Origin of the sequence: Streptomyces sp. (assembly GCF_031181705.1) — a bacterium.
Classification (GTDB): Bacteria; Actinomycetota; Actinomycetes; order Streptomycetales; family Streptomycetaceae; genus Streptomyces.
On sequence record NZ_JAPSKN010000005.1, the window covers coordinates 16,366 to 32,015 of the forward strand.

The following is a 15,650-nucleotide window of genomic DNA, read 5'->3' on the forward strand; positions in this document are numbered from 1 at the left end:
CAGGCTGGTGCATGATGAGACGATTTGCACCAAGAGGAGAAAGGATCTACGGCCTTGTCACGACGTATCGGCACTCTGCTCGTAACGGTCTCCGGCCTGTCCGGCCGGACGTACCCCGTGGGAACCCGTGTGGCCATCCGCGGCACCGGCCAATCCGTGGACGGCTTCGTCGACGGGGACTGGCTGCCCCTGGCGTGGTGGGAGTTCGCGGACGTCCCCGCGGAGGACGGCGCCGCCTGAGAAACCGGCTCGCGTGTCTGCTACACGCACCGCTAGCGTGCCCGCATGACGACGACAGCCGCCACTGACGCCGACAGCTCCGGAGCGCACCCCCGGTTCGCCCAGGCCCTGCGAGACCTCGGACTCGACGAGCTCGAAGGGCGCGTGCGGCGCTTCCCCGAGGCCACCCGCACCGCCGCCGAGGCCGCCGCCGCGCTCGGCTGCGGACTGAGCCAGATCTGCAAGTCCCTGATCTTCGCGGCGGACGGGGTCCCCGTGCTCGTGCTCATGGACGGCGCCTCCCGCGTGGACGTCGAGCGCGTGCGCGAGGAACTCGGGGCGCGGAAGGTCACCCGGGCCCGGGCCGAGGCCGTGCGGGAGACCACCGGATACGCCATCGGCGGCGTGCCGCCCTTCGGGCACCGCACCAGAACCCGCGTCCTCGCCGACCGCTCCCTGCTCGCCCACGACATCGTCTGGGCCGCCGCCGGGACGCCGTACACCGTCTTCCCGATGGCGCCGCGCGACCTCGTCAGCCACGCCGGCGGCATCCTCGTGGACGTGCGCGAGCGCACCTCGTGACGCCACTGGTCACCGCCGCGGTCCTGCTCGCCGCCGTGACCCACGCCTGCTGGAACGCCCTCGCCCACCAGATCACCGACAAGCTGGCCGGCTTCGCGCTGATCTCGGGCGGCGGGCTGCTGATCGGGCTGGCCCTGGCGCCGTTCGCGGCGTTCCCCGCGGCCGCGGCATGGCCGTACCTGCTGGGCTCCGCCGTCATCCACATCGCCTACTACGCCCTGCTGATGAGGTCCTTCCGGCTGGGGGACTTCGGCCAGGCCTACCCCATCGCGCGCGGCACCGCGCCCCTGGTCGTGACCGTGCTCGCCGCCCTGCTCGCCGACGAGGTGCCCGACGGCCGGGCCGCCGCCGGGATCGCCCTGGCCTGCGCGGGGCTGACCGGCGTCGCCCTGTGGGGGCTGCGCGGTCGCCGGCCCGACTGGGCGGCGATCGGGGCGGCCCTGGCGACCGGGCTGACGATAGCGGCGTACACCGTGGTCGACGGGCTGGGCGTGCGCGCCTCGGGGTCCTCCCTGGGCTACGTCGCCTGGCTGATGGCGGTCCAGGGGGCGGTGCTCCCGACGTACGCCCTGTGGCGCTGGCGCGGGGGGACCGCGGCGGTGCTGCGCCCCTTCGCCGCGCTCGGACTGGCCGGAGCGGCGCTGTCCGTCGCCGCCTACGCGCTCGTGCTGTGGGCCCAGACCCGGGCCGCACTCGCGCCCATCGCGGCCCTGCGCGAGTCGTCGGTCATCGTGGGCGCGGCGATCGGGGCCGTGTTCTTCAAGGAGCGGTTCGGGGTGCCGAGGATCGCGGCGGCCGGGCTGCTCGTCGTCGGCATCGGGCTGATGCTGCACGCCGGGTAGGCCTTGCGGGACGGGTGCGTCGGGCGGGTGAGGGGAGCACCCTGGAACTAGACGCTCCGGAGGTGATCCACATGACGCACACGACCACGGGATGGCACGTCGAGCTGGAGTTCATGGAGGACGACCAGCACACCCGCGCGGCCGCGATGGTCCGCCTGCCCGACGGCACCGAGGTACGGGCGCACGGGCACGCCAGCCGGCACCGGTCCGACGCGAATCAGCCCCGGGTCGGGGAGGAGATCGCCGGGGCCCGGGCGCTCAACGAACTCGCCATGCGGCTGCTGACCAAGGCGCACGAGGAGATCGACCAGGCGTCCGGGCGGACCTCCCACCCGATCCACGTCTAGCGGGGCTCAGGAGGACTGCCGGCCCAGCACGTCCCGCACCGCCCGCACCAGCCCCTGCGCCCGCGGGTCCGCCGTCACCGTCTTGCGGAAGCCGTTGGTGACGTAGCCGAAGGCGATTCCCGCCTCCGGGTCGGCGAACCCGAGGGCGCCGCCGCGTCCCGGGTGGCCGAAGGAGCCCGGGGCGAGGAAGGGGGAGGCGGTGCCGTGCAGCATGTAGCCGAGGCCGAAGCGGGTGCCGACCACCAGCACCCGGTCCGGGCCCGCCGACTCCTCGGCCCGGGCCAGTTCCACCGTCTCCGGCGTGAACAGCCGGGCGGCACCGGCGGTGTCGCCGATCAGCGCCGCGTAGAAGCGGGCCAGGCCGTCCGCCGTCGCGACGGCGTTGGTCGCGGGCAGGGCCGCCGCGAGGTAGGCGGGGTCGTTCTGCTCCGGGAACGGGGTGATGGCGGCGAAGGCGCGGCGGGTGAGGGACTCCGGGTCCCCGTAGGCCTCGGTGACCGAGCGCTTGGGGCGGGCGCGCAGCCCGCCGGCCGGCTCGGGGCCCTCGACGCGGCCCACGCGCCCGACCCGCCCCGCCTCCGCCGCCGGCAGGCCGAGCCACAGGTCGAGCCCGAGCGGGCCGGTGATCTGCGCGGCCAGCCACTCGCCGGTGCCCTGGCCGGTGACGCGCCGCACCAGTTCGTCGACCAGCCAGCCGTAGGTCAGCGCGTGGTAGCCGTGGTCGGTGCCCGGCTCCCAGACCGGGGCCTGCGCGGCGACGGCCGCCGGGCCCCGCAGCGGGTCGAGGGCCTCCTCGGGGGTGAGGGGCCGGTCCAGGACCGGGAGCCCGGCCCGGTGGTTCAGCACGTGCCGGACCAGCACCCGCTCCTTGCCCCGCGCCTTGAACTCCGGCCAGTAGTGGCCCACCGGGGCGTCCAGGTCCAGCAGCCCGCGCTGGCGCAGCAGCAGCAGGACGGCCGCCGCGACACCCTTCGTCGCCGAGCGCACCACCTGGGCGGTGCCCCGCTCCCAGGGGGCCGTGCCGTCGACGTCCTTCGTGCCGGCCCACAGGTCGACGACCGGGCGCCCGCCCCGCAGCACGGCGACCGCCGCGCCCCGCTCCCCGAGGGCCTCGAAGTTCCGCACGAACGCTTCCCTGACCGGCTCGAAGCCCTCGGCCACTGTGCCGTGCACGTCCACGTCCGTACTCCTCCTCGATCCGCCGGTTCGCTCCCCTTCACCCAAGCAGGATGGTCACGTCGATGTTCCCGCGGGTCGCGTTCGAGTACGGGCAGACCTCGTGGGCCGCGTCCACCAGCCGCGTCGCGAGGTCGGGGTCGACGACCGGCAGGGAGACGGCGAGGGCGACCGCGAGGCCGTAGCCGCGCTGCCGGTTGGGGCCGATGCCGACCTTCGCGGAGACCGTGGAGCCGGTGAGGTCGTAGCCCTCGCGGTTGCCGACCAGGATCAGGGCGTTGTGGAAGCAGGAGCTGTAGCCGGCCGCGAAGAGCTGCTCGGGGTTGGTGCCGTTGCCGTCGCCGCCGAGCTGCGGGGGCATCGCGACCTTGAGGTCGAGCTGTCCGTCCTGGCTGGTGACATAGCCCTCGCGGCCGCCGTGGGCGGTGGCCTCGGCGACGTACACGATCTTCGTGGGCCGGGTGTCTCCGGCGACGGTGGCAGCGGTGGCTTCGGTCATGGCGGGCCTTCCCCAGGAACAGATGCGCGCAAGTACATCGTGCACAAGGTACTGACCAGTAACCGCCGTGGGCACCAGGGGGGTGGCAACCGGGGGTAACCCGACTGCGGGATCAGCGGGCCCGGTCCGCCGCCGCGTCCGCCCGCTCCGCCAGCAGTCCCAGCTCCGCGCGCAACCGCGCGACCTGGGCCGCGTCCAGGCCTGTGGCGGCGAGCAGCGCCCCGGGCACGCGGGCGGCCCGCTCGCGGAGCTCCTCCCCGCGCCCGGTCAGCGCCACGCGCACCGACCGCTCGTCCCGCACCGACCGCGCACGCCGTACCAGACCCGCCGACTCCAGCCGCTTCAGCAGCGGCGAGACGGTGCCGTAGTCGAGGCGCAGGGCCGCGGCCAGTTCCTTGACCGAGGTCTCGCCGCGCTCCCAGAGCACGAGCAGGACGAGGTACTGGGGATAGGTGAGGCCGAGGTCGTCGAGGAGCGGACGGTAGGCGGCCGTCACCGCGCGCTGGGCGGCGTACAGCGCGAAGCACAGCTGCTGGTCCAGCAGCAGCGACGCGTCGCTCTCCTCGTTCGTCACGCGCCCATTGTTCACGGACGGGCGGGCGCGGCCGGCACGGAACGCGGATCGAAGCCGAACGGCAGCTCCAGACGGTGCGCCCGCATCAACTCCTCGTCGGAGAGCAGCTCGGCGGTCGGGCCGTCCGCCGCGATCACGCCCTCGCTGAGGATCAGGGAGCGCGGGCACAGCTCCAGCGCGTAGGGGAGGTCGTGGGTGACCATCAGCACCGTCACGTCCAGCGAGCGCAGGATGTCGGCCAACTCGCGGCGGGAGGCGGGGTCGAGGTTGGAGGAGGGCTCGTCCAGGACGAGGATCTCCGGCTCCATCGCCAGCACGGTCGCGACGGCCACCCGGCGGCGCTGCCCGAAGGAGAGGTGGTGCGGCGGCCGGTCCTTGAACTGCGCCATGCCGACCCGCTCCAGCGCCCGGTCCACGCGCTGCTCCAGCTCCGGGCCCTTCAGCCCGGCCGCCGCCGGCCCGAACGCCACGTCCTCGCGGACCGTCGGCATGAACAACTGGTCGTCCGGGTCCTGGAAGACGATGCCGACCCGGCGCCTGACCTCGGCCATGTTCCGCTTGTCCACCGGCAGCCCGGCGACCTTCACCGTGCCGGCGCCGCCGGTGAGGATGCCGTTCAGGTGCAGCACCAGGGTCGTCTTGCCGGCGCCGTTCGGCCCGAGGAGGGCGACCCGCTCACCGCGCGCGATCGAGAAGTCGACCCCGAACAGGGCCTGGTGCCCGTCGGGGTAGGCGAAGGCGAGGCCCGAGACCTCAAGGGAAGCAGTCACAGGGTCCATCCCAGCAGACAGACGGCGAGAGCGGCGCCCGGGAGGGCGAGCGCGTACGACCACTGCGCCCGGGACGCGCTCACCTCGTCGATGACCGGCATGGAACCGGCGTACCCGCGGCTGAGCATGGCCAGGTGCACGCGCTCGCCGCGCTCGTAGGAACGGATGAACAGCGCGCCCGCCGTCTTGGCGAGCACGCCCCAATGGCGCACGCCCCGCGCCTCGAAGCCGCGCGACTCCCGGGCGATCCGCATGCGCCGCATCTCGTCGGTGACGACGTCGCCGTAGCGGATCATGAAGGACGCGATCTGCACGAGCAGCGGAGGGAGCCTGAGCCGCTGCAGGCCGAGGAGCAGTTCGCGCAGCTCGGTGGTGGCGGCGAGCAGGACGGACGCGGCCACGCCGAGCGTGCCCTTGGCGAGCACGTTCCAGGCGCCCCACAGCCCGTTCACGCTCAGGGACAGCCCGAGCACCTCGACCCGCTCGCCCTCCGCCACGAACGGCATCAGCACCGCGAACGCCACGAACGGCACCTCGATCAGCAGCCGCCCGAGCAGGAAGGCGGCGGGCACGCGCGCGACGTACGCCACGACCCCCAGCAGGACGGCGTACAGGCCGAACGCCCACATGGCCTCCCGCGGTGTCGACACCACGACCACCACGAAGGCGAACACGGCGGCCAGCTTGGTGTGCGGCGGCAGGCCGTGCACGGGCGAGTGCCCGTGCCGGTAGAGCTTGTGCGCGTGCCCGGCACCCATGTCAGACGCTCTTCGCGGCGGACCGCTCCACGGAGGGCTGCTCCACGGCGGACGGCGAGGTGTCCGCGGTGCGCCGGCGGCGCACCGCCCAGAACACGCCCGTGCCCGCGACCACCGTCACGCCCACGCCGATGACCCCGGCCAGCCCTCCGGACAGGCGCGCGTCGTCGACGTCCTTGACGCCGTAGTCGGCGAGCGGGGAGTCCGCGACGGTGTGCTCCTCGGCCTTCTTGTCGATGCCGTGGTCGGAGGCGACCTTCTCCAGGCCGTCCGGGTCGGCGGAGGCGTAGAAGCTGACGAAGCCGGCGAGGACGAGCGAGGTGACCAGACCGGTGATCCACAGCGTGCGCCGCGAGGTGCGGGCGGCGACGGGCACCGGCTCGGGCCCCGGGGCGTCGACGAGCTCGCCGTCGACCCGCAGCTTCAGCCTCTGCTCCAGTCCGCGCGCCCCGTGCACGAGGTCCGGCCGTACGGCGACGACGGCACCCACCGTCAGCGCGGTGATCACGGCCTCGCCGAGGCCGATGAGGACGTGCACGCCGACCATGGCGGTGGCGACCTTGCCGATCGAGACGTCGGTGGTGCCGCCGACGGCGTACATCAGCGTGAAGGCCAGGGCGGCGGCCGGGACGGAGACCAGGGCGGCGACGAAGGAGGCCGCGGTGACCGAGCGGCGGGAGCGGGGCAGCACCTTCACCAGGCCGCGGAAGAGGGCGTAGGCCACCACCACGGTGACGATCCCCATGTTGGTGATGTTGACGCCGAGCGCCGTCAGACCGCCGTCGGCGAAGAGGATGCCCTGCATGAGCAGCACGACGGAGACGCACAGGACACCCGTGTACGGCCCCACGAGGATCGCGGCCAGCGCGCCGCCGAGCAGATGGCCGCTGGTCCCCGCCGCGACGGGGAAGTTGAGCATCTGCACCGCGAAGATGAACGCCGCGACGAGGCCGGCCAGCGGCGCCGTGCGCTCGTCGAGCTCACGCCGTGCGCCGCGCAGGCTCACGGCGACGGCGCCCGCGGCGATCACGCCGGTGGCCGCGGAGGTGGGGGCGTTGATGAAGCCGTCAGGTACATGCACCGTTCGATGATGTGGCTAGATGCGAACGATATGCAAGAGCGTGCTCCTCGTTTTATCTCATCCGTGATATGCGCGCCCTCAAGGGGCGAAAACCGGAAAATATGGGACATTGGGGAGGGGGTGGGTGCACTTTCTCTTCGGAGACGACGCACGGTGAAGGGACCGTCCGATGTCCGTAGTCGAGCAGTACGCGCGAGCCCGCATCGTCACGGACGCGGCGGCCCCGTTGATCGACGAGCTGGAGTCGATTCCGGTCACCCTGCGGTACGACCCCGAGCACGACCCGCGCCTCGTGCGGATCCGCCTGCCCGGGGCCGGGGGAGGGGAGTGGGCCTTCGACCGCCGGCTGCTGGAGGAAGGGCTGCGGGCCCCCGCGGGCAGCGGCGAGGTGCGGGTCTGGCCGTGCGGCCGGGTGCAGGCCATCGTGGAGTTCCACTCCGCGCAGGGCGTGTCGGTGGTGCAGTTCGAGCGGCAGGCGCTGCTGCGGTTCCTGCGGCGGACGTACACGGCCGCCGCGGAACCGGTGACGCACTAGGGTCCGGGGCTCAGCCGCCCGCCTTCAGCAGGGCCGCGACGATCGGGCCGGCCGTGGAGCCGCCGTGCCCGCCCTGCTGGACCACGCCCGCGGCCGCCAGGTCGTTCCGGTAGGCCGTGAACCAGCCGTTGGGCTTCTTCTGCCCGTCGACCTCGGCGGAGCCGGTCTTCGCGCCGACGTCCCCGCCGACCCCGGCCATCGCCTCGGCCGCCGTGCCGGCCGCCGCCGTGTACGCCATCAGCTCGCGCAACTGGGACAGCGTGCCCGCCGACATCGTGCGCGAGGCCGTCGCCAGCTTGCGTCCGTCCACCTCCGGGGAGACCAGGTAGGGCTGGCGGAAGGTGCCGGCCTTCACGGTCGCCGACACCGACGCCATGTTCAGCGGGTTCATCCGCACCCCGCCCTGCCCGATGAGCGAGGCACCCATCTGGGCCGCCGACTGCACCGGCACCGCGCCGTCGAAGGACGGCACCCCGATCGCCCAGTTGTTCAGCCCCAGGCCGAACACCTGCTGGGCCTGCCTGGTCAGGTCGTCGTCCTTCAGCTTGGGCGCCTGGCTGATGAAGGCCGTGTTGCAGGAGCGGGCGAAGCTCGCCTTGAACGTGCCGTCCTTGATCTCGAACTTGTCGTCGTTCTGGAACTTCCAGTGGCCGTACGTGAAGTACTTGGGGCACGGGTGCTTCTTGTCGGCCGAGGCCAGGCCCTTCTCGATCAGCAGCGACGAGGTGACGACCTTCATCGTGGAGCCGGGGGCCAGGGAGCCCTGGAAGGCGGTGTTGAAGCCGGGGGAGGCGTTGGCGGCGGCCAGGATCTCACCGGTCGACACCCGCACCACGGCGACCGAGGACCGGGCCTTCTTCGCCACCTGCTTCTCGGCGGCGGCCTGGAGCGCCGGATCCAGGGTGGTCCTCACCGTGCCCGGCGTGCCCTCGCTCAGCTCCAGCAGCGTCTTGTCGGACAGGTCCTCCGCCTTGGCGGCCTTCCCGCGCACGACCCGCAGCTCGATGCCCGCCTTGCCGCCGGCCTTCTTGCCGTACTTCTCGCGCAGGCCGTCCAGGATCGGGCCGATCGAGGCGTACTTCTCCTTGGTCAGTTCGCCGCCGTCGCGGTCGAGCGCCTTGACCGGGGGCGTGCCCGCCTCGCCGGTGACCAGCCGGTCGCCGTCCCTCAGGTCGGGGTGGACGACCGCCGCGTGCCAGTCGACCAGGGGCTTTCCGTCACTCGCGCGGCGGACGACGGTGAGGGCGCCGGTGTACGCCAGCGGCTTCTCGGTGCCCTTGTAGGCCACCGTGCCCCTGACCGCGAACGGCACCCTGTCGCCGGTGCGCGCGCCCGGGGTGAGGGTGACGTCCTTGACGCGGGCGTCCTTGGCGTAGCCGGTGAGCAGGGCCCGGGCCGCGGCCGGGTCATCGGTGGCGGCCGCGGCCTGCGGGAGCCTGCCGGACTGCCAGGCGGTGAGGAAGGCGCGGGCGGTGGTGGTGACCTCGGTGGCCGACAGCGGCCCGGTCCTCACCTCGGGCTTGCCGTCCGAGGACGCGCGGGTCCCGTCGTCCGCCGCGGCGCCACCGCCGTACAGCGCGTAGGCTCCGGCCCCGGCACCCACGACGACCACGGCGATCATCCCGCCGATCACGGCGGGACTCGTCTTCCGTCGCTCGGCGACGCGCCTTCTGTTGCCCACTGCTGTTCTGTCCTCCGTGAATCCCCGGGGTCCCCGTCACCCTCAGCCGTCCCAACGACGGCCACCACCCTAGAGTCCCGTCCGGCGCGGGTGAGATCAGCCACCCGTTCGTAGCACGGCTGCGACAATCGGCCCGGCCGCGTCGCCGCCGTGCCCGCCCTCCTCGGTCATGGCCGCCGCCGCGATGTCGCCCCGGAAGCCGGTGAACCAGCTGTTGGACTTCGCGTTGCCGTCGACCTCGGCCGATCCGGTCTTGGCGCCGATGTCGCCGGTGAGCCCGCGCATGGCCTCCTGCGCGGTGCCCTGGGTGGCGGTGAGCCGCATCATCTGCTTCAGCTGGGCGGCGGTGCCCGCCTGCAGGCCCCGCGCCCGCGCCAGTTGCCGGCCGTCCAGCTCGGGGGAGACGAGGTAGGGCTGGCGGAAGGTGCCGGTGATGGCGGTGGCGGTCACCGAGGCCATGTTCAGCGGGCTCATCTGCACCTGCCCCTGCCCGATGGCGCCGGCCGCCCGGTCCGGGCCGCCGGCCGCCGGGACGCTGCCGTCGAAGGAGGCGATGCCCGTCTTCCAGTCGTCCCGCCCCAGCCCGAAGCGCTCCTCGGCCTCCTGGGCCAGCGAGGCGTCGGTGAGCGGCTCCTCGTCGATGAGCTTGACGAAGGCGGTGTTGCAGGAGCGCAGGAAGCTGTTGGCGAGCGTGGCGTTCTCGTTGGGCGCCATGCCCGTCAGGTTCTTGAACGTCTGGCTCTGCCACACGGCGGTGTCGGGGCAGGGAGCCGGGCCGTTCATCGAGGTCACGCCGTTGTCGATGAGCATCGCGGCGGTGATGATCTTCATGGTGGAGCCGGGTGCCGCCTTGCCCTGGAAGGCCGCGTTGAAGGCGTCCGCGCGGTGGTTGGCGACGGCCAGCACCTCGCCGGTGCTGGGCTTGACGGCCACCACCGAGGACTGGGCGAACCGCTTGACCGCCTGCTCGGCCGCCGCCTGGGCGCTCGGGCTGATCGTGGTGGTGAGCTTGCCCGGCTCGCCCTCGGCGAGGGTGAGCAGCGGGGTGTCGGGAGCGTTGCCGGCGGTGTGCCGGACGACCAGTTCGACCCCGGGGGTGCCGCCGGCCTTCTCGCCGTACTTGTCGCGCAGGGCGTCCAGGACCGGGCCGAGGGAGGGGTACTTCTCCTTCGTCAGCTCGGAGCCGTCGCGCCCCACGGCCTCGATGGGCGGGGCTGCCGACTCCTCGGTGACGAGGGTGTCGTCCTTCCTCAGCTCGGGGTGCACGACGGACGGCTGCCAGTCGACCAGGGCCCGGCCGGTGGTGAGCCCGCGCACGACCGTCAGCCGGCTCTGGTAGCTCAGGGGCTTGGACTTCCCGTCGTAGGCCACCTTCGCCTTCACCGTGAAGGGCACGGTGGTGCCCCGGACCGTACCCGGCGTGATCTTCACGTCCCTGATGTGCGCCTCGTCCTCGAAGGCGGTCAGCAGCTGCTCGGCGGCCGCGTCGTTGTTGGTGTACGACGCGGCCGTCGAGGTCGCGCCCTGCTCCCAGGCGGCGAAGAACCCGTCGGTGGTCTTCTCGACCTCGTCCTTCCCGGGCGGCCCCGACTTCTTCTCCGCGGCCACCCCGCTGCCGCCCCCGTCACCGTTCAGCGCGCTCATGATGTTGTAGGTGCCGTATCCGGCACCGCCCAGCATCACGGCGAACACGCCGCCTATGACGGCGGCCTTGACCCCCTTGCCCATTGGGCCGTCCCCTCCCCGTGCGAGCCTCGCGCGCTCCTTTGAACGCGTTCAGAAGCTCGATCCGTGAGCACTCTAGGCGCACGGGGCGACACAAGGAGCAGCTGATTCGATTTCTTGACCGAATAACGGCTCAGACCCAGGTATCCAGCCACATCCGCGACCGCCAGTCGTCGATCGGGATCGCCTGGCCCGTGTACAGCGGCCAGAAGTAGATGAAGTTCCAGGTGATCAGCAGGACCAGGACGCCCGCCGCCGTGGCGCCCGCGACGCGGCGGGTGTCCGTGGAGCGGGGCGGTCCGGTGATCGCCCCCAGGAGCATCGCCACCGCCAGGCACAGGAAGGGCAGGAAGACGACGGCGTAGAAGAAGAAGATCGTGCGCTCCTGGTACATGAACCAGGGCAGGTAACCGGCCGCGATGCCGCAGGCGATGGCGCCCGCGCGCCAGTCGCGGCGGAAGAACCAGCGCCACAGCACGTACAGCACCGCGAAGCAGGCGACCCACCACAGCAGGGGCGTGCCGAGGGCCAGGACCTCGCGGGCGCACTTCTCGCCGGCGTCGGCCGGGCAGCCGTCCTTGCCGGGCGCCGGGGACTCGTAGAAGTACGACACCGGGCGGCCGAGGACCAGCCAGCTCCACGGGTTGGACTGGTAGGTGTGCGGCGAGGACAGCCCGACGTGGAACTCGTACACCTGGTGCTCGTAGTGCCACAGGCTGCGCAGCCAGTCGGGCAGGAAGGTCCAGCTGCCGCCCCTGCCGTCGGTCGCGGCCCAGTTGCGGTAGTAGCCGCCCGAGCCGTTCGTCGCGGAGAGGATCCAGCCGGTCCAGGAGGCGAGGTAGGTGACCAGGGCGACCGGCACCGTGGCGAGGAACGCCAGGCCCGTGTCGCGGCGCAGGACCGCGCTGTACGGGTGCCGCGCACCGGCGACCCGGCGCGAGGCGACGTCCCACAACACCGCCATCAGGCAGAAGGCGGCCAGGATGTACAGGCCGTTCCACTTCGTGCCGATGGCCAGCCCCAGCATCAGGCCCGCCGCCCAGCGCCAGGGGCGCCATCCGAGGCGGGTCGCCTCCGCGGCGTGCCGGTCGGGCCGGGCCCGGCCGTCGGGATCCACCGGGAGCGCGGCGGCGAGCCGCTCGCGGGCCTTGTCCCGGTCGACCAGCAGACAGCCGAACGCGGCCAGCACGAAGAACATCAGCACACCGTCGAGCAGCGCCGTGCGGCTCATCACGAAGTGCAGGCCGTCCAGCGCCATCAGCGCGCCCGCCAGGCAGCCCAGGAACGTGGAGCGGAACAGCCGGCGGCCGATCCGGCACAGCAGCAGCACCGACAGCGTGCCGAGCAGGGCCGTCATGAACCGCCAGCCGAACGGGTCGAAGCCGAACAGCAGCTCGCCCAGCCCGATGACGTACTTGCCGACCGGCGGATGCACGACGTACGCCGCGTCGGTCGGGAGCCGGACGTTCCCGCCCGACGACAGGACCAGGTCGTTGGCGTTCTTGGCCCAGTTGACCTCGAAGCCGCGGTGGACGAGCGCCCAGGCGTCCTTGGCGTAGTACGTCTCGTCGAATATCACCGCCCTGGGGCTGCCCAGGTTCCAGAACCGCAGCACCCCCGCCAGCAGCGTGACCAGCAGCGGGCCGACCCAGCCCGACCAGCGCACCAGCCGCACCGCCGTCTTGTGCGGGACGCCGAGCGCCGCCCACAGGCGCGGCGAGGGCTCGGTGTACGGCGGCACCAGGCGGTCACGGACGTCACGGGCGTCGCTGCTGGGCTGCCCCTGGTAGCCGAAGCGGCGCAGCCGCTGCTGCCAGGGCGGCCGCTGCTCGTGCGGCGCCTGGCCCTGCGGGGTGTCCGTGGAGGACGCGGTACTGGTCACCGCGCCATCGTAGGGAACCGTGCTGTGTGAGTCCCGTGCATGGCCGGTATGCGTCCGCATCCTCCGCCCCTGGGAGGAGTGCGCGTCCCCCGCCCCTGGGAGGATGGGAGCGTGATCGGAACCCTCGTACTCGCAGGCACCCCCATCGGCGACATCGCGGACGCGCCGCCCCGGCTCGCCGAGGAACTGGCCGGGGCCGACGTGATCGCCGCCGAGGACACGCGGCGGCTGCGCCGGCTGACCCAGGCGCTCGGCGTCACGCCCAGGGGCCGGGTGGTGTCGTACTTCGAGGGCAACGAGTCCGCGCGGACGCCGGAGCTGGTCGAGGCGCTGGTGGGCGGGGCGCGGGTGCTGCTCGTCACGGACGCGGGGATGCCGTCCGTGTCCGACCCGGGGTACCGGCTCGTCGCGGCCGCGGTCGAGCGGGACGTGCGGGTGACGGCCGTGCCCGGGCCGTCCGCGGTGCTCACCGCGCTCGCGCTGTCGGGGCTGCCCGTGGACCGGTTCTGCTTCGAGGGGTTCCTGCCGCGCAAGGCGGGGGAGCGGCTCGGGCGGCTGCGCGAGGTGGCCGGGGAGCGGCGGACGCTCGTGTACTTCGAGGCGCCCCACCGGCTGGACGACACGCTGGCGGCGATGGCCGAGGTCTTCGGGGAGCGGCGACGGGCCGCGGTGTGCCGGGAGCTGACCAAGACCTACGAGGAAGTGCGGCGGGGCGGGCTCGGCGAGCTGGCCGTCTGGGCCGCGCAGGGCGTGCGCGGGGAGATCACCGTCGTGGTGGAGGGGGCGCCGGAGCGGGGACCGGAGGACGTGGGGCCCGAGGAACTGGTGCGGCGGGTGCGGGTGCGGGAGGAGGCCGGGGAGCGGCGCAAGGAGGCGATCGCCGCGGTGGCGGTGGAGGCCGGTGTGCCCAAGAGGGTCGTCTTCGACGCCGTGGTCGCCGCGAAGAACGTCGGCTGAACATCCGCCATCGCCTCTGAGCAGGGCGCTTGTCATGTGAGCGGGCGCCCCATGCGGGGGTAAAAGCGCCGGGGGCCCAGGGCAAGGGACGCCCAAAACGGGGCCAACAGTCGACAGGTCTGCTGCCTTCGGACCGGCTGAGGAGTCCACTGGACCGCGAGGGCCGAACCGCCCTCACGCCTCAGCGGAACCAGGAGCTGGCATGAGTGAGATCGCAGGGCGGACCGGGCTCCGCGCCGGTGCGACCGCCGTCGTCAACGAGTCCTACTCCTTCGCCTGCATGCGGTGCGGGCACGGGTGGGAGCAGTCGTACGAGATTGAGCACCACACGGACGGCACGGGCCACGAGTTCGTCCTCTACGTCGCGGACGGCAAGATCGTGCCCTCCCCGCTGAGCAGGCCCAGCTGCCACAACTGCGACGGTCACGTCGTGCGCATCATGCGGCCCGGGCGGGTCGCGTCGGCGCGTGACGCGGCGCACCGGTCCCACCGCGTGCCGCCGCCCGCCGGGCCCGTCGAGGCGCCCACCCCGGAGGCCGAGGGCCCGGCCGAGCCGCGCGCGCAGCACCACTGGCACCTGTCCGACCTGCTCCACCCCTTCCAGCGCAAGGCGAGCTGACCCGTCCGGCTCTCCTTGTCGACGCCCTCCCCGCTCCTCCCCCGCCGGGGAGGGCGTCGCCCTTTCGTAGGATCGGGGCATGCCTTCGAACGACTCCGACAAGCACGCCGCGCCCCCGCTGCCGGAACCCCTGCGGGTGCCCGTCGCCGACTCCCACACCCATCTGGACATGCAGTCCGGCACGGTCGAGGAGGCGCTGGCCAAGGCGGCGTCGGTCGGGGTGACGACGGTGGTGCAGGTCGGCTGCGACCTGACGGGCTCCCGCTGGGCCGCGGACACGGCCGCCGCGTACGACGCCGTCCACGCGACGGTCGCCCTGCACCCGAACGAGGCGCCCCGGATCGTCCACGGCGACCCCGACGGCTGGTCGCGGCAGGGCGCCCGCGCACCCGGCGGTCAGGCGGCCCTGGACGACGCGCTCGCCGAGATCGACCGGCTGGCCGCGCTGGAGCAGGTCAAGGGCGTGGGTGAGACCGGCCTCGACTACTTCCGCACCGGGCCCGAGGGCAAGGACGCGCAGGAGCGGTCCTTCCGCGCCCACATCGAGATCGCCAAGCGGCACGGCAAGGCCCTGGTCATCCACGACCGCGAGGCCCACGCCGACGTACTGCGCGTGCTGAAGGAGGAGGGCGCCCCCGAGCGGACCGTCTTCCACTGCTACTCCGGCGACGCCGAGATGGCGGAGATCTGCGCGGGCGCGGGCTACTTCATGTCCTTCGCCGGCAACGTCACCTTCAAGAACGCCCAGAACCTGCGGGACGCGGTGGCGGTCGCCCCGCTGGAGCTGCTCCTCGTGGAGACGGACGCGCCCTTCCTCACCCCGGCGCCCTACCGCGGGCGGCCCAACGCCCCCTACCTCGTGCCGCTCACCGTGCGGGCGATGGCCGCCGTGCGCGGCGTCGACGAGGACACCCTGGCCGCGGCGCTCGGCGCGAACACCCAACGCGCGTTCGGCTACTGACCCCCGCGGCCACCGCGCCGCCCCGGCCGTACGACTGTGCGTAGTCGCGTCGCTTTGGAGAGTGACGATCGCTCCGCTAGGTTCTGGGGGCCCGATCCGGACCCCTTCGGACCCCTCGGCCCCTGGAGCGTGTCGGCGTGAGCAACGCGCGGTACGAGACGTACGAGACGTACGAGACGTATGGCCCGGCCTACGCGGATCCCGTGTACGGCGGTTTCGACGCGCCGCCCGCCGGTCCGCACGGCGCCGACACGCTGGGCTACTGGGCGCCCGGGGCGCCGGGTGCCCCCGAGGACACCTACCGGCCCGCCTATGAGACGGCGCCGCTGCCCGGGTTGCCCCGCCAGGGCGCCGGCGGCCCGGACGGGCGGGCGGCGGCCGCGTTCCCGGAGGAGCCGGAGTCCGTTCCGGCAGGACGCGCCGCGTCCCGAGCCGCGTCCCG

17 protein-coding genes and 1 pseudogene are annotated in these 15,650 nt (G+C 73.2%); 9 read left to right on the forward strand and 9 right to left on the reverse strand.

Features of this window, described 5'->3' with window-relative positions:
- Positions 1–54 precede the first annotated feature (54 nt).
- The 4 genes from RIN80_RS02105 to RIN80_RS02120 all read left to right on the forward strand — a co-directional run bounded on the left by RIN80_RS02105 (position 55) and on the right by RIN80_RS02120 (position 1,990).
- Positions 55–240 carry a hypothetical protein gene (locus RIN80_RS02105; RefSeq protein WP_309093719.1) on the forward strand — a complete coding sequence of 62 codons (186 nt, stop codon included), beginning with the start codon at positions 55–57 and terminating at the stop codon, positions 238–240.
- A 45-nt stretch (positions 241–285) separates the two neighbouring features.
- Positions 286–801, forward strand: coding sequence for a YbaK/EbsC family protein (locus tag RIN80_RS02110; RefSeq protein ID WP_309093720.1), 516 nt, complete (start codon positions 286–288; stop codon positions 799–801).
- Positions 798–1,643 (forward strand): DMT family transporter, encoded by an 846-nt coding sequence (locus tag RIN80_RS02115; protein ID WP_309093721.1) that lies wholly within the window; start codon positions 798–800, stop codon positions 1,641–1,643. The genes RIN80_RS02110 and RIN80_RS02115 overlap by 4 nt, the downstream gene beginning before the upstream one ends.
- Positions 1,644–1,714: 71 nt before the next feature.
- Positions 1,715–1,990: a DUF1876 domain-containing protein gene (locus RIN80_RS02120; RefSeq protein ID WP_309093722.1), complete on the forward strand. Its 276-nt coding sequence runs from the start codon at positions 1,715–1,717 to the stop codon at positions 1,988–1,990.
- Between the two features lie 6 nt (positions 1,991–1,996).
- On the opposite strand, the gene RIN80_RS02125 is transcribed toward RIN80_RS02120, so the two are convergent.
- The 6 genes from RIN80_RS02125 to RIN80_RS02150 form a co-directional block, all read right to left on the reverse strand.
- On the reverse strand, positions 1,997–3,169 hold the full coding sequence (locus tag RIN80_RS02125) for a serine hydrolase domain-containing protein (protein ID WP_309093723.1): 1,173 nt from the start codon (positions 3,167–3,169) through the stop codon (positions 1,997–1,999).
- Positions 3,170–3,206: 37 nt separating this feature from the next.
- A complete protein-coding gene (locus tag RIN80_RS02130) occupies positions 3,207–3,665 on the reverse strand; it encodes an organic hydroperoxide resistance protein (protein WP_309093724.1) in 459 nt (152 codons plus the stop codon).
- Positions 3,666–3,777: 112 nt separating this feature from the next.
- The gene (locus RIN80_RS02135; protein WP_309093725.1) at positions 3,778–4,239 is read right to left on the reverse strand and encodes a MarR family transcriptional regulator; all 462 of its coding nucleotides are present in this window, start codon (positions 4,237–4,239) and stop codon (positions 3,778–3,780) included.
- 11 nt (positions 4,240–4,250) lie between these two features.
- Positions 4,251–5,018 (reverse strand): ABC transporter ATP-binding protein, encoded by a 768-nt coding sequence (locus RIN80_RS02140; RefSeq protein WP_309093726.1) that lies wholly within the window; start codon positions 5,016–5,018, stop codon positions 4,251–4,253.
- Positions 5,006–5,767 carry a cobalt ECF transporter T component CbiQ gene (gene cbiQ, locus RIN80_RS02145; protein WP_309093727.1) on the reverse strand — a complete coding sequence of 254 codons (762 nt, stop codon included), beginning with the start codon at positions 5,765–5,767 and terminating at the stop codon, positions 5,006–5,008. The genes RIN80_RS02140 and cbiQ overlap by 13 nt, the downstream gene beginning before the upstream one ends.
- A gap of 1 nt (position 5,768) precedes the next feature.
- On the reverse strand, positions 5,769–6,848 hold the full coding sequence (locus RIN80_RS02150) for an energy-coupling factor ABC transporter permease (RefSeq protein WP_309093728.1): 1,080 nt from the start codon (positions 6,846–6,848) through the stop codon (positions 5,769–5,771).
- A 169-nt stretch (positions 6,849–7,017) separates the two neighbouring features.
- Here RIN80_RS02150 and RIN80_RS02155 point away from each other — a divergent pair, with 169 nt between their 5' ends.
- Entirely contained in the window at positions 7,018–7,383 is a 366-nt protein-coding gene (locus RIN80_RS02155; RefSeq protein WP_309093729.1) for an SsgA family sporulation/cell division regulator, read from the forward strand.
- A 10-nt stretch (positions 7,384–7,393) separates the two neighbouring features.
- Here RIN80_RS02155 and RIN80_RS02160 read toward each other — a convergent pair whose 3' ends face one another.
- The 3 genes from RIN80_RS02160 to RIN80_RS02170 form a co-directional block, all read right to left on the reverse strand.
- Positions 7,394–9,064: a penicillin-binding transpeptidase domain-containing protein gene (locus tag RIN80_RS02160; protein WP_309093730.1), complete on the reverse strand. Its 1,671-nt coding sequence runs from the start codon at positions 9,062–9,064 to the stop codon at positions 7,394–7,396.
- 96 nt (positions 9,065–9,160) lie between these two features.
- A complete protein-coding gene (locus RIN80_RS02165; protein WP_309093731.1) occupies positions 9,161–10,792 on the reverse strand; it encodes a penicillin-binding transpeptidase domain-containing protein in 1,632 nt (543 codons plus the stop codon).
- A gap of 130 nt (positions 10,793–10,922) precedes the next feature.
- Positions 10,923–12,671, reverse strand: a complete 1,749-nt coding sequence (locus tag RIN80_RS02170) for a phospholipid carrier-dependent glycosyltransferase (RefSeq protein ID WP_309093732.1) — start codon at positions 12,669–12,671, stop codon at positions 10,923–10,925.
- A gap of 111 nt (positions 12,672–12,782) precedes the next feature.
- Here RIN80_RS02170 and rsmI point away from each other — a divergent pair, with 111 nt between their 5' ends.
- From rsmI to RIN80_RS02190, 4 genes and pseudogenes are all read left to right on the forward strand, one after another.
- Positions 12,783–13,628, forward strand: a complete 846-nt coding sequence (rsmI, locus tag RIN80_RS02175; protein ID WP_309093733.1) for a 16S rRNA (cytidine(1402)-2'-O)-methyltransferase — start codon at positions 12,783–12,785, stop codon at positions 13,626–13,628.
- 202 nt (positions 13,629–13,830) lie between these two features.
- Entirely contained in the window at positions 13,831–14,247 is a 417-nt protein-coding gene (locus RIN80_RS02180) for a hypothetical protein (protein ID WP_309093734.1), read from the forward strand.
- Between the two features lie 79 nt (positions 14,248–14,326).
- Positions 14,327–15,208 carry a TatD family hydrolase gene (locus tag RIN80_RS02185; RefSeq protein ID WP_309093735.1) on the forward strand — a complete coding sequence of 294 codons (882 nt, stop codon included), beginning with the start codon at positions 14,327–14,329 and terminating at the stop codon, positions 15,206–15,208.
- Positions 15,209–15,345: 137 nt separating this feature from the next.
- Positions 15,346–15,650: pseudogene (locus tag RIN80_RS02190) on the forward strand (resuscitation-promoting factor); the annotation flags it as partial.